This is a genomic window from Enterobacter sp. MGH120 (genome assembly GCF_001037725.1).
GTDB classification, from domain to species: Bacteria; Pseudomonadota; Gammaproteobacteria; order Enterobacterales; family Enterobacteriaceae; genus Enterobacter; species Enterobacter hormaechei_C.
The window spans coordinates 1,381,854-1,393,944 of the sequence record NZ_KQ089940.1; the positions used below are offsets into that span (position 1 = coordinate 1,381,854).

A 12,091-nucleotide genomic window follows, 5' to 3' on the forward strand; every position below is an offset into this window, starting at 1 on the left:
GGTAGCGTTGCTACCGTGGTCTGAATCGCAGACCAATTGCAAACACAACAACACAACATCACAACCGTAAGCCAAAAGCCCTTCAGAACACGCATTCCAAAAAAAGCTTTTCGTTCCGGCTCAGGAAGTGCCGCCACTATAGGTATTTGCTGGTAGTTCCTCAACGGACAAATTATAATGGCTCAGATAAAAAAAACTAATAGGTTAAACGTTGTTTCCTATATGTTAAATCTCGTTAACATCTAAGCCAGATAACCATGTCCAAGCGATTGCCACCCCTAAATGCATTACGTGTTTTTGATGCAGCAGCACGCCACCTCAGCTTCACCCGCGCAGCCGATGAGCTTTTTGTGACACAGGCCGCAGTAAGTCATCAAATCAAGTCTCTGGAGGATTTTCTGGGGCTTAAGCTGTTCCGTCGACGCAACCGTTCGTTGCTGTTGACCGAAGAGGGGCAGAGCTATTTTCAGGATATTAAAGAGATTTTTTCCCAGCTGACGGAAGCCACTCGCAAGCTTCAGGCCCGGAGCGCAAAAGGCGCTCTGACTGTGAGTTTATTGCCCAGTTTTGCCATTCAGTGGCTGGTGCCGCGACTCTCAAGCTTTAACTCAACTTATCCGGGAATCGATGTCCGAATCCAGGCGGTGGACCGTCAGGAAGACAAGCTGGCAGATGATGTGGACGTGGCGATTTTTTACGGTCGCGGTAACTGGCCGGGCTTGCGTGTGGAAAAATTATACGCAGAATATCTGTTGCCGGTCTGTTCACCGCTGCTGCTGACGGGGGATAAAGCGCTCAAAACGCCCGCCGATCTGGCGCAACATACGCTTTTGCACGATGCTTCGCGTCGCGACTGGCAAACTTATACCCGCCAGTTAGGTCTTAATCATATAAACGTGCAGCAGGGGCCCATTTTTAGCCACAGCGCGATGGTGCTACAGGCTGCCATTCACGGGCAGGGCGTGGCGTTGGCAAACAACGTTATGGCGCAGTCCGAAATTGAGGCAGGCCGTCTGGTTTGCCCATTTAACGATGTACTGGTCAGCAAGAATGCATTTTATCTGGTTTGTCATGACAGTCAGGCAGAACTGGGTAAAATAGCCGCTTTCCGGCAGTGGATACTGGCGAAAGCGGCAAGCGAGCAAGAAAAATTCCGCTTCAGGTATGAACAATAACGTTTGTGTGCCGGGCACGCATCAATTCAGGACTTAAACATGACCAGCCGATTCATGCTGATTTTCGCCGCGGTGAGTGGCTTTATTTTTGTAGCTCTGGGCGCGTTTGGCGCGCATGTCTTAAGCAAATCTCTGGGCGTTGTGGAGATGGGTTGGATCCAGACCGGCCTTGAATATCAGGCGTTCCACACGCTGGCAATTTTTGGGCTGGCGGTGGCGATGCAGCGCCGCATCAGCATCTGGTTTTACTGGAGCAGCGTCTTTCTGGCGCTGGGTACCGTACTGTTCAGCGGCAGTCTTTACTGTCTGGCGCTGTCGCATTTACGCCTGTGGGCGTTTGTTACACCTGTCGGCGGCGTCAGCTTCCTGGCGGGTTGGGTGTTAATGTTTATCGGAGCTATCCGTCTGAAACGCAAGGGCGTTGTTCATGAATAAGGTTGTTTTATATTGTCGCCCGGGGTTTGAGAAAGAGTGCGCCGCGGAAATCACCGATAAAGCGGCGAAGCGTGAAGTCTTTGGATTCGCTCGCGTCAAAGAGAACGCGGGCTATGTGGTATTTGAATGCTATCAGCCTGATGATGCCGACAAGCTGGCGCGCGAACTGCCGTTCAGCTCATTGATTTTCGCCCGTCAGATGTTTGTCGCGGGCGAACTGCTGAAAGATCTTCCGCCGGAAGATCGCATCACGCCGATTGTTGGCCTGTTGCAGGGTGTGGTGGAGAAGGGCGGCGATTTGCGCGTGGAAGTGGCCGACACCAACGAAAGCAAAGAGCTGATGAAGTTCTGCCGTAAGTTCACCGTGCCGCTGCGCGCGGCGCTGCGTGATGCGGGTGTGCTGACAAACTACGAAACGCCAAAGCGCCCGGTCGTTCATATCTTCTTTATTGCGCCAGGATGTTGCTACGCCGGCTACTCGTATACCACCAATAATTCGCCGTTCTTTATGGGGATCCCGCGTCTGCGCTTCCCGGCAGATGCGCCGAGCCGTTCAACCCTGAAGCTGGAAGAGGCGTTTCACGTCTTTATCCCGGCGGACGAGTGGGACGAACGTCTGGCAAACGGCATGTATGCCGTCGACCTTGGCGCGTGCCCGGGCGGCTGGACCTATCAGCTGGTGAAACGCAATATGTGGGTTTCGTCTGTGGATAACGGCCCGATGGCGCAAAGCCTGATGGATACCGGGCAGGTCACCTGGCTGCGTGAGGACGGCTTCCGCTATCGCCCGAACCGCAACAACATCTCCTGGATGGTGTGCGACATGGTAGAAAAACCGGCGAAAGTCGCGGCGCTGATGGCCTCCTGGCTGGTGAACGGCTGGTGTCGTGAGACGATTTTCAACCTCAAGCTGCCGATGAAAAAGCGCTACGAAGAGGTGTCGCAGAACCTGGCCTATATTCAGCAGCAGCTGGACGAACACGGGATTAACGCGGAAATCCAGGCGCGTCAGCTTTATCACGACCGCGAAGAAGTGACGGTCCATATCCGTCGCTGGTGGGCGGCAGTGGGTGGGCGTCGCGACGAGCGATAACGTTTGTAACGCCCGGTGGCGCTGCGCTTACCGGGCCTACAAAATCGTGTAGTTGTTTTAACGTTCTAACCTTAACTGCTGTAAATTCCCGTCCAGCTGTAAATCCGTCTGTAGCGTCGCCACCTCCCGGCAGATAAACGCCATCTCTTTATGCGCCTCCAGCTTTTTGCGCCATTTTTCCGGCACTTCATCAAGCCTGGCGTAAATTCCTTCCAGACTCTGAAACTCCGTCAGCAGCTGTGCGGCGCTTTTGGGTCCAATACCGGCGACACCCGGCACTTTAGAGCTGCTGATCCCCGCCAGCCCCCAGTAATCCGGCAGTTGCTCAGGCGATACGCCAAACTCGCTGGCAATGAATGGCGCGTCCAGCCAGCGTTTTTGAAAGTAGTCCCGGATGCGGATCGTTGGAGAGAGCAGCTGGCAGTAGCCTTTGTCGGTTGAAACGATAGTCGCCTGATGCCCGGCGCTCGCGACTTTAACCGCCAGCGTTGCGGCTAAATCGTCAGCCTCATTACCGTGGGCGCCCCAGCACGGAACGCCGCGCTGCTCAAAGGCCGCGCGGATAGCGGGCATTTCTGCGTGCAGATCGTCCGGCATCGGCGCACGTCCGGCTTTGTAGTCCGGCAGGCGCTGGTGCCGCCAGCCGGTATTGCGTGCTTCATCGTCGAATACGGCAACAGCGTGGGTGGGTTCGCTATGGCGAATGAGCTGCTCCAGCGCGTGTAAACAGGTGTCCTTGCAGGGGGTGCCCTGTACCGCATGAATACGGCGAATCAGGTTAAGTGCATCGACGATAAGCAAATGAACGGCCACAGATAATCTCCCTTCTGTCTGATAGGTGAAGGGTAACACTGAGCGCAGCATGAAACTATGAATGGTGGCGAAAACAGGAAGAAGCCTCGCAAAACGAGGCTTCCTGAGAGGCTTAATCGCAGGTGACGATCTTCATCGCCAGGCCACCGCGGGAAGTTTCGCGGTATTTGGCGTTCATATCTTTACCGGTTTCGTACATGGTTTCGATAACCTTGTCGAGGCAGACGCGCGGTTCGCTGGTACGACGCAGCGCCATACGGGCCGCGTTCACCGCTTTCACAGAGGCGATGGCGTTACGCTCGATGCATGGCACCTGGACCTGTCCGCCGACCGGATCGCAGGTCAGCCCCAGGTTATGTTCCATGCCGATTTCCGCCGCAATACAAACCTGCGCAGGACTTGCGCCCAGTAATTCGGCCAGACCCGCCGCCGCCATAGAGCAGGCGACGCCCACTTCACCCTGACAGCCCACTTCCGCGCCGGAAATCGAGGCGTTCATCTTGTACAGTGAGCCAATCGCACTGGCGACCAGCATATACCGCGCGAGTGAGTTTGCATTCACTTCACGGATAAACTTGTCGTAATACGCCAGAACCGCCGGAACAATTCCGCACGCCCCGTTGGTTGGCGCGGTGACGACGCGGCCACCCGCGGCGTTCTCTTCGTTCACCGCCAGCGCGAACATGTTGATCCAGTCGACGACGGCCATCGGGTCGGTGGTGGTTTTGTCGGTGCTGACCAGCATGCGGCGCAGCGCAGCCGCACGACGCGGAACACGCAGTTTACCCGGCAGCACGCCTTCGGTGGTGATCCCGCGCTCAATGCCGCTGCGCATCACTTCCCAGACGTTAGCGAAGTGCTGTTCCAGCTCCTCTTTGCTGTGCAGGGCCAGCTCGTTTTTCATCATCAGGCCGGAGAGAGAAAGCCCTGTCTCCTGGCAGTGACGCTGTAAGTCGGCCGCGTTTTTGTAAGGGTACGGCACATCAACGGCAGAATTGGTGCTTTGACCAAAATGCTCCTCGTCGACGATAAACCCGCCGCCGATGGAGTAATACGTCTGGCTGTAAACCGCTTTGTCGCCGGCCAGCGCGGTAATGCGCATGCCATTCTCGTGCAGCGACAGGTTATCCGCATGGAAATTCATGCAGTGATCAACCGGGAATTCAACCTCATGCTCGCCGTTCGCCAGCAGCAAACGACCGTGGGTGTTCACGTCCTGGATAAAGCCAGGTATTGCATCAATATCAACGGTATCCGGCAGATTACCCGCCAGCCCCATGATAATGGCAATATCGGTATGGTGGCCTTTACCGGTCAGGGAAAGGGAACCATATACATCGACAACCACGCGGGTGATGTCGTGCAAAATGCCGCGTGCAATCAAGTCATCCGTGAATTGTTTACCGGCTTTCATTGGTCCGACGGTGTGAGAGCTAGAAGGACCAATACCGATTTTGAAGATATCGAATACGCTAATCATGATGCGTCCATTGCTTCAGTCAGAGGGGAGAAGTGCGCCGTCCGCAGACGGCGCAGGAGGTATTAGCTGAACAGCGAGTAGAAAATAGCGGAGATGGCAATCAGGCCCATCACAACAACGAACACGTTGCTGATATGGCCGCTGTATTTACGCATCGCAGGCACTTTCTGAATCGCGTACATCGGCATCAGGAACAGGATCATCGCGATAATTGGGCCGCCCAGGGTTTCAATCATGCCCAGAATGCTTGGGTTCAGGGTGGCTACCGCCCAGGTGGTCACCAGCATGAACAGCGCAGTGATTTTGTTCAGACGGTTGATTTCAATGGTCTTGCCTTTACCACGCAGAGATTTAATCACCATGCCGTTGAAGCCTTCACGTGCGCCCAGGTAGTGGCCCAGGAAGGATTTGGTGATGGCTATAATTGCGATGATCGGCGCCATCCACGCAATCAGCGGTGCGTTAAAGTGGTTTGCCAGGTAAGACAGAATAGAGATGTTCTGCTCTTTCGCCGCCGCCAGATCCGCCGGGGAGAGGCTCAGCACGCAGCTGAACACGAAGAACATTACGGTCAGTACCATCATGATGTGCGCGCGAGCCAGGATGCTGGAGCACTTCTTCTCTGCGCCATTGCCGTACTCTTCACGCTTCGCTACTGCGAAGGAAGAGATGATTGGCGAGTGGTTGAAGGAGAACACCATAACCGGGATCGCCAGCCACAGGGTCAGCAGCAGACCGTTGCCGGTCGTGGATGCGCTGCTCAGAGACAGGGTTTCCAGCGCAGCGCCGTTCCACTGTGGGATCAGGTACAGAGCCAGCACCATCAGAGCCGCAACAAACGGGAACACCAGCACGCTCATCGCTTTCACAATCATCTGCTCGCCGAAGCGCACGATGGTCATCATACCGACGATCAGGATCAGGGACAGAATCGCACGCGGCGGCGGGGTCATCTGAAGCTGGTGCATCATAAAGCTTTCTACGGTGTTGGTGATAGCAACGCTGTACACCAGCAGAATCGGGTAAATCGCGAAGAAGTAGAGCAGGGTAATCAGCTTACCTGCGCCGACGCCGAAGTGTTCTTCGACGACTTCAGTGATGTCTTCGCCCGGGTTTTTACCGGACAGCACGAAGCGGGTCAGGCCTCGGTGCGCAAAGAAGGTCATCGGGAAGGCGATGAGGGCCATGATGATCAGCGGGATCATACCGCCGACACCTGCGTTGATAGGAAGGAACAGTACACCAGCGCCGATTGCTGTGCCGTACAGGCCAAGCATCCACATGGTATCCGTTTTGCGCCAACCGCTTCGGGATTCAATCGAAGCAACGGTGCTGGTTTGAGTGGTTTCCATCTGTATCTCCTGGAGGAAGCAAATTGTCAGGTTTTTAGTCAAATCCGATGAAAAAGCGCCTGACGGTAATATGAAATTCGTTCAGTGACGGTTTTTTAATAATTTTTGCCCGTAACTATTGGCGGGCGGAAAGATACATTCTAGTTATGAATCTATCAGTGATCGCGATCCCAAATGCAATAATCCACTTGTGATGTGGGTATCTTTAGACCATTTATCTGTTAAAAAAACATCAAAGAGGATTTACGGGCGCGAAGGCTACCATTAACGACATGTTTTCGAAAAGGTCGACCCGCGAGATAGGTGTCTTTCGCTGTAAAGAAATGGGATTTTAGGATTTTCTGGCGGGTAATTTCGATTAAGACTGATTATTTACGGTTTCAAAAACGAGGTAATCGTTTGCGCAGGCGTCAGATTTGTTAATAACATTGAAGATCGCTATGAATTGCAACACGAATAAAAAAGCCGGATGACGATCCGGCTTGAGAGGAGAGGAATGTCGCTTTACTTGATGATTTCGTAACACGGAATATAGGCAGAGCCTGGAAGCTTCATGCGGTGCTGAGCGACAAAGCCCTGCAACATATCATCCATGCGGCGCATCATCTCCGGATCACCGTGGATCTTATACGGGCCAAACTCTTCAATTGCGCGTATCCCCACCTCTTTCACGTTCCCCGCCACGATGCCAGAGAAGGCGCGACGCAGGTCGGCAGCCAGCACTTCCACCGGCTGATCCGGATAGAGTTTGAGGTTCGCCATGTTCTCATGCGACGGCTCGAAGGGGATCTGAAGATCCGGTGCGATACGGATGGACCAGTTAAAGCTGTAGGCATCCCCGGTATCACGACGATTCTCTTTCACCAGCGGCATCGCTTTTTTCATCTGACGGGCCACTTCTGCGGCATCGTCAATAATAATGCGGTAGTGACGGCGCGCGTCTTCGCCCAGCGTATGCACGATAAACTCGTCCAGCACGCGGAAGTAGTCGGCGCTCTCTTTCGGGCCGGTCAGGATCAGCGGCAGAACCTGATCTTTGTTGGCCGGATTCATCAGGATCCCGAGCAGATAAAGCAGCTCTTCCGCCGTACCTACGCCGCCCGGGAAGATGATGATGCCGTGCGCGATACGGACAAACGCCTCAAGACGCTTTTCGATATCCGGCATAATAATCAGTTCGTTAACCAGCGGGTTAGGCGGCTCAGCGGCGATGATCGACGGCTCGGTCATGCCGATAAAACGGCCTTCTTTATAGCGTTGCTGCGCGTGACCTACTGCCGCGCCTTTCATTGGCGCTTCCATCGCGCCAGGACCGCAACCGGTACAGATATTCAGTTCGCGCAGGCCGAGCTGCGTCCCCACGCGGCGGGCATACAGGTATTCGGTTTCGTTAATGGAGTGACCACCCCAGCAGACGACCATGTTCGGCGCTTCGCCCACGTGCAGGGCGCGGGCGTTACGCAGAATGGAGAAGACCAGGTTGGTGATATGAACGGAACTTTCCAGGTCAAGATGCTGGAATCGTCCGGCGTTGCTGATCTGTCCGTTAACAAACAGAATGTCGCGCAGCACGGCAAACAGGTTGGCCTGAAGTGAGCGAATAATACGCCCGTCGACAAAAGCGTCTTCCGGCGGGTTGATCACTTCCAGCTTCACCCCGCGCTCGCGGCGCAGCACGTTGATATCAAAACTTTCGAAGCGGGACAGCAGCTCTTTACTGTTGTCGGTCAGGCTTCCGGAGTTCAGTACGGCAAGTGAACAGTTACGAAACAGTTGATAAAGGTCGCTACTGGCGGTGCGTTTAAGCATGTCCACTTCCAGCTGCGACAACATATCCATAGAGCCAAGCGGGCTAATATGTGTAATCAAGTGAGCTCCTTATGGGACGATTATCGTCTTTCCCTGTTGATTACAATAGCCCTGGCTTATGACGTTTCACAACACTTCGGGCGGAATACCGCCCGCATATTGTGAAAATATTTATCTTACTGGCGCACCAGCCGTCCGGTGGCAGGCACAAAATCGGTATTGGTGCGCCACGGATTGATATCCAGGCCGCCGCGACGGGTGTAGCGGGCGTAAACGCTCAGCTTTTCGGGCTGGCAGAAACGCTGGATGTCGTTGAAGATGCGCTCCACGCACTGCTCGTGGAATTCGTTGTGATGACGGAATGACACCAGGTAACGCAGCAGCTTTTCACGATCAATCTGCGGGCCGCGGTACTGGATCTGTACCGAGCCCCAGTCCGGCTGATGGGTGATAAGGCAGTTGGATTTCAGCAGATGGCTGACCAGCGTCTCGTTGACCACTTTTCCGCCCGCCGCGTTTTCCAGGTAGTCGGTGCTAAATTCATAGCTTTCCACCTCAATGTCCTGATCGTCGATGCAGGTGCCGTGGAAATGGGCGACAGGCTGTCCTTCCAGCTCATGCAGACGGTATAACGAGACGGTTACGTTCCCCTGCGCGCACGCGCTTAAATCACGTTCAAGCGTCTGTTGTACCTCGTCCCAGCTGTTGAATTTGGTCTGGTTAAAGCTGTTGAGATAGAGCTTAAAGCTCTTGGATTCGACCAGGTTTACGCTGGCGTAATCCAGCTCGACGTGGCCCACGGCCACCTGCGGCAGACCGCGCGCATTCAGCCAGGAGAGTTCGTACAGCGTCCAGATGTCGCCGCCGACAAACGGCAGCGCGTCAGCGTGCAGCCCGAGCGGATCGCGGTTCAGACTGCGCGGCACGCCCTGCAACAGGCTTGCATCGTAGGTGTCGCGGTAATCGGTCGATTTACCCAGCGTTAAGCCCGTTAACGCCTGATGATTTTCGTAAGACATGTTTCATAGCCACTTTACAGGTACACTTATGGGCTGAGTTTATCCTGTCTTACAAGAAGAGAGAAATCGGTGGATATCGAAACTGCAAATGCCCTGACGTCCTTCACGACCCGCTATTGCGATGCCTGGCATGAAAAGCGGGGGACGTGGCCGCAAAGTACTGACTTATATGGCGTGCCGTCACCGTGCATTATCGCTTCGCAGGATGATTACGTTATCTGGCAACCGAAACCGTTCACGGGCGAGCAGAATGTAAATGCGGTTGAACGCGCGATGGACATTGTGATACAACCTGCGCTTCATGCATTTTATACCACGCAGTTTGCCGGGGATATGACTGCATGTATTGCAGGACAGCCGCTGACGCTGCTGCAAACCTGGAGCGAAGACGATCTGCAACGCGTTCAGGAAAACCTCATTGGTCACCTGGTCACGCAAAAACGCCTTAAGCTCTCTCCGACTCTTTTTATTGCGACGCTCGACAGTGAACTGGACGTCATTTCTGTCTGCAACCTGTCTGGCGAGGTCATCAAAGAGACGCTCGGCACCCGCAATCGCGACGTTCTCGCGCCTTCACTTGCGGATTTTCTTACCCAAATTGAGCCGCTTCTGTAATCCATGATGCTACTGGACGTGTGAGAGATCTCTTACACGCTCTGTGAGACATCGCCGAAACAGTTAGCGTTGCCTTAGGAATTTCAGATTAATATTAACTTTTCTTTCAACAGGTTAGTGTTTTTCTGAAAGGAAATCCCCCGTTTCGCCTGGCTTACATTGCTTACAAGGTGGGTTGTAAGACGAAGCAGAATAGCGGATTCTATCTGTGTCGACAGGATGCCGACACGAGAAACGAACATCAGGATGATGGCGTTTCTTACCAGGGACACGTCAGGATGACGCCGCAGGAAGGCTTCAGGATGAAGCAAAGTGGATCACGCAGGATGCGTAAGGGACACCTCCAGGAAGGAGAACGAGAGCCGGTCAGGATGGTCGGTGGGTCAGGATGGCCAGGACGTTTCAGGATGAAACCTACACATCAGGACGATGTGAGCAGGAAGCAAAAGGTAAAGGGATGACCAGGCCTTCGGGCATCAGGAAAAGTTGTCACGGATGAGCAGGGAGCACGTATTGTAGCTGGAATGCTGCGAAACGAACCGGGAGCACTGTTTTTACAGTGCTCCCTTTTTTTATTTCTGTCTTCCGCAATGCTATGCTTCGCGCCATTCCGTTTTTCAGTTGAGGTATATATGTCGCATCATGACAACGTTCGTGCGCAGTTGCACGCCATCGAAGCCCTTATGCGCCAGCATCAGCTGTGGCAGGATAACGCGCCGCAGCCAGACGCGTTCGCCAGCACCCAACCGTTTTGTCTGGATACGCTGGCCCCGTTCGAGTGGCTCCAGTGGGTCTTAATTCCGCGTATGCACGCGCTGCTGGAAGGTGGCCACGCGTTGCCCGCGTCTTTTGCCGTCTCTCCCTATTACGAAATGGCGCTGGAAGCGACCCACCCGGCGCGTGCCATGATGCTGGTGGAGCTGGAAAAGCTCGATGCGCTTTTCGCCGGTGACGATGCATGACGCTTGAGATCCTTTATCAGGATGAGTGGTTAGTGGCGGTGAATAAACCGTCCGGCTGGCTGGTGCACCGTAGCTGGCTCGATCGCGATGAGAAAGTGGTGGTCATGCAAACCGTGCGCGATCAGATCGGTCAGCACGTCTTTACTGCCCATCGTCTGGATCGGCCAACCTCTGGCGTTCTGCTGATGGGGCTTTCCAGTGAGGCGGGTCGACTGCTTTCGCAGCAGTTTGAGCAGCACCAGATGCAAAAGCGCTACCACGCCATCGTGCGTGGCTGGCTGACGGATTCCGCCACGCTTGATTATCCGCTGGTGGAGGAACTGGATAAAATCGCCGATAAATTTGCCCGCGAAGATAAAGGCCCGCAGCCTGCGGTGACCGACTATCGCGGTATGGCGACCACAGAACTGCCGGTGGCGACCAGCAAATTTCCGACCACGCGATACAGTCTGGTTGAGCTTTTGCCCAAAACCGGGCGCAAGCACCAGCTTCGCCGCCATCTTGCACATCTGCGCCACCCAATTATCGGCGACAGCAAGCACGGCGATCTGCGCCAGAACCGCAGCGCGGCCGAGCACTTTGGCTGTAACCGGCTGATGCTGCACGCCAGCGAGCTACGCCTGACGCACCCGTTTACCGGCGAACCGCTGACTATTCGCGCGGGGCTGGACGAGGTCTGGATGCAGGCGCTGTCACAGTTTGGCTGGCTGGGACAACTCCCCGAAAATGAAAGGGTTGAGTTTGCCGCAGGCAACGTTCAGGATGAACAGCAAGCGCAATAATTACGGGAGCAAAGCATGGCTGAAGTAGGCATTTTTGTCGGCACGATGTACGGCAACTCGCTGCTGGTGGCGGAGGAAGCGGAAGCAATCCTTGTAAACCAGGGCCATAAAGCAACGGTCTATGAAGATCCGGAGCTGGCGGACTGGGAAAAGTATAAAGATAAATACATCCTAGTGGTGACCTCCACCACCGGGCAGGGCGATCTGCCGGACAGCATCGTCCCGCTTTTCCAGGGCATTAAAGACCAGCTCGGCTATCAGCCAGATGTTCACTATGGCATCATCGCCCTCGGCGATAGCTCTTACGCTAATTTCTGCGGTGGCGGTAAACAGTTCGACGCGCTGTTGCAGGAACAGAGCGCTCAGCGCGTCGGAGAGATGTTGCTGATTGATGCGGGTGAACACCCTGAGCCAGAAAGCGAGTCAAACCCGTGGGTCGAGCACTGGGCAACGCTGCTTAAATAACCCTGCGCTATACTAATGGTAGGCCGGGTCAGGCGTAGCCGCCACCCGGCATTACACCCCGCCCCAAACGCCATTTCCGTGAACCACCTTC

At 54.7% G+C, this 12,091-nt stretch carries 12 protein-coding genes; 7 read left to right on the forward strand and 5 right to left on the reverse strand.

Translation table 11 applies throughout. The features are described 5' to 3' along the window. Positions 1 to 257: 257 nt before the first annotated feature. From gcvA to rlmM, 3 genes are read left to right on the forward strand one after another with little or no spacing between them, the layout of a single operon-like run. On the forward strand, positions 258 to 1,175 hold the full coding sequence (gcvA, locus tag SK54_RS06585) for a glycine cleavage system transcriptional regulator GcvA (RefSeq protein ID WP_003862758.1): 918 nt from the start codon (positions 258 to 260) through the stop codon (positions 1,173 to 1,175). Positions 1,176 to 1,214: 39 nt separating this feature from the next. After that, the gene (locus tag SK54_RS06590; protein ID WP_003862756.1) at positions 1,215 to 1,610 is read left to right on the forward strand and encodes a DUF423 domain-containing protein; all 396 of its coding nucleotides are present in this window, start codon (positions 1,215 to 1,217) and stop codon (positions 1,608 to 1,610) included. Continuing rightward, entirely contained in the window at positions 1,603 to 2,703 is a 1,101-nt protein-coding gene (gene rlmM / locus SK54_RS06595) for a 23S rRNA (cytidine(2498)-2'-O)-methyltransferase RlmM (RefSeq protein ID WP_003862754.1), read from the forward strand. Before SK54_RS06590 ends, rlmM begins: the two co-directional genes overlap by 8 nt. Before the next feature lie 57 nt (positions 2,704 to 2,760). On the opposite strand, the gene xni is transcribed toward rlmM, so the two are convergent. From xni to queF, 5 genes are all read right to left on the reverse strand, one after another. Continuing rightward, positions 2,761 to 3,516, reverse strand: a complete 756-nt coding sequence (gene xni / locus SK54_RS06600) for a flap endonuclease Xni (protein ID WP_023295348.1) — start codon at positions 3,514 to 3,516, stop codon at positions 2,761 to 2,763. Positions 3,517 to 3,628: 112 nt separating this feature from the next. Then, the gene (locus SK54_RS06605) at positions 3,629 to 4,996 is read right to left on the reverse strand and encodes an L-serine ammonia-lyase (protein WP_045911285.1); all 1,368 of its coding nucleotides are present in this window, start codon (positions 4,994 to 4,996) and stop codon (positions 3,629 to 3,631) included. Between the two features lie 62 nt (positions 4,997 to 5,058). Then, positions 5,059 to 6,348, reverse strand: a complete 1,290-nt coding sequence (locus SK54_RS06610; protein ID WP_003862749.1) for an HAAAP family serine/threonine permease — start codon at positions 6,346 to 6,348, stop codon at positions 5,059 to 5,061. 504 nt (positions 6,349 to 6,852) lie between these two features. Further along, positions 6,853 to 8,217, reverse strand: a complete 1,365-nt coding sequence (gene ppnN, locus SK54_RS06615; RefSeq protein ID WP_003862748.1) for a nucleotide 5'-monophosphate nucleosidase PpnN — start codon at positions 8,215 to 8,217, stop codon at positions 6,853 to 6,855. Between the two features lie 116 nt (positions 8,218 to 8,333). Further along, positions 8,334 to 9,176 carry an NADPH-dependent 7-cyano-7-deazaguanine reductase QueF gene (gene queF / locus SK54_RS06620; RefSeq protein ID WP_015571734.1) on the reverse strand — a complete coding sequence of 281 codons (843 nt, stop codon included), beginning with the start codon at positions 9,174 to 9,176 and terminating at the stop codon, positions 8,334 to 8,336. 69 nt (positions 9,177 to 9,245) lie between these two features. On the opposite strand from queF, the gene syd reads away from it, so the two are divergent. The 4 genes from syd to SK54_RS06640 all read left to right on the forward strand — a co-directional run bounded on the left by syd (position 9,246) and on the right by SK54_RS06640 (position 12,000). Continuing rightward, the gene (syd, locus tag SK54_RS06625) at positions 9,246 to 9,791 is read left to right on the forward strand and encodes a SecY-interacting protein (RefSeq protein ID WP_048246932.1); all 546 of its coding nucleotides are present in this window, start codon (positions 9,246 to 9,248) and stop codon (positions 9,789 to 9,791) included. A gap of 632 nt (positions 9,792 to 10,423) precedes the next feature. Next, on the forward strand, positions 10,424 to 10,753 hold the full coding sequence (locus tag SK54_RS06630) for a YqcC family protein (protein ID WP_017382834.1): 330 nt from the start codon (positions 10,424 to 10,426) through the stop codon (positions 10,751 to 10,753). Further along, a complete protein-coding gene (gene truC, locus SK54_RS06635) occupies positions 10,750 to 11,535 on the forward strand; it encodes a tRNA pseudouridine(65) synthase TruC (RefSeq protein WP_015571733.1) in 786 nt (261 codons plus the stop codon). Before SK54_RS06630 ends, truC begins: the two co-directional genes overlap by 4 nt. 15 nt (positions 11,536 to 11,550) lie before the next feature. Beyond that, the gene (locus SK54_RS06640; protein WP_015571732.1) at positions 11,551 to 12,000 is read left to right on the forward strand and encodes a flavodoxin; all 450 of its coding nucleotides are present in this window, start codon (positions 11,551 to 11,553) and stop codon (positions 11,998 to 12,000) included. The last annotated feature ends 91 nt before the right edge of the window (positions 12,001 to 12,091 follow it).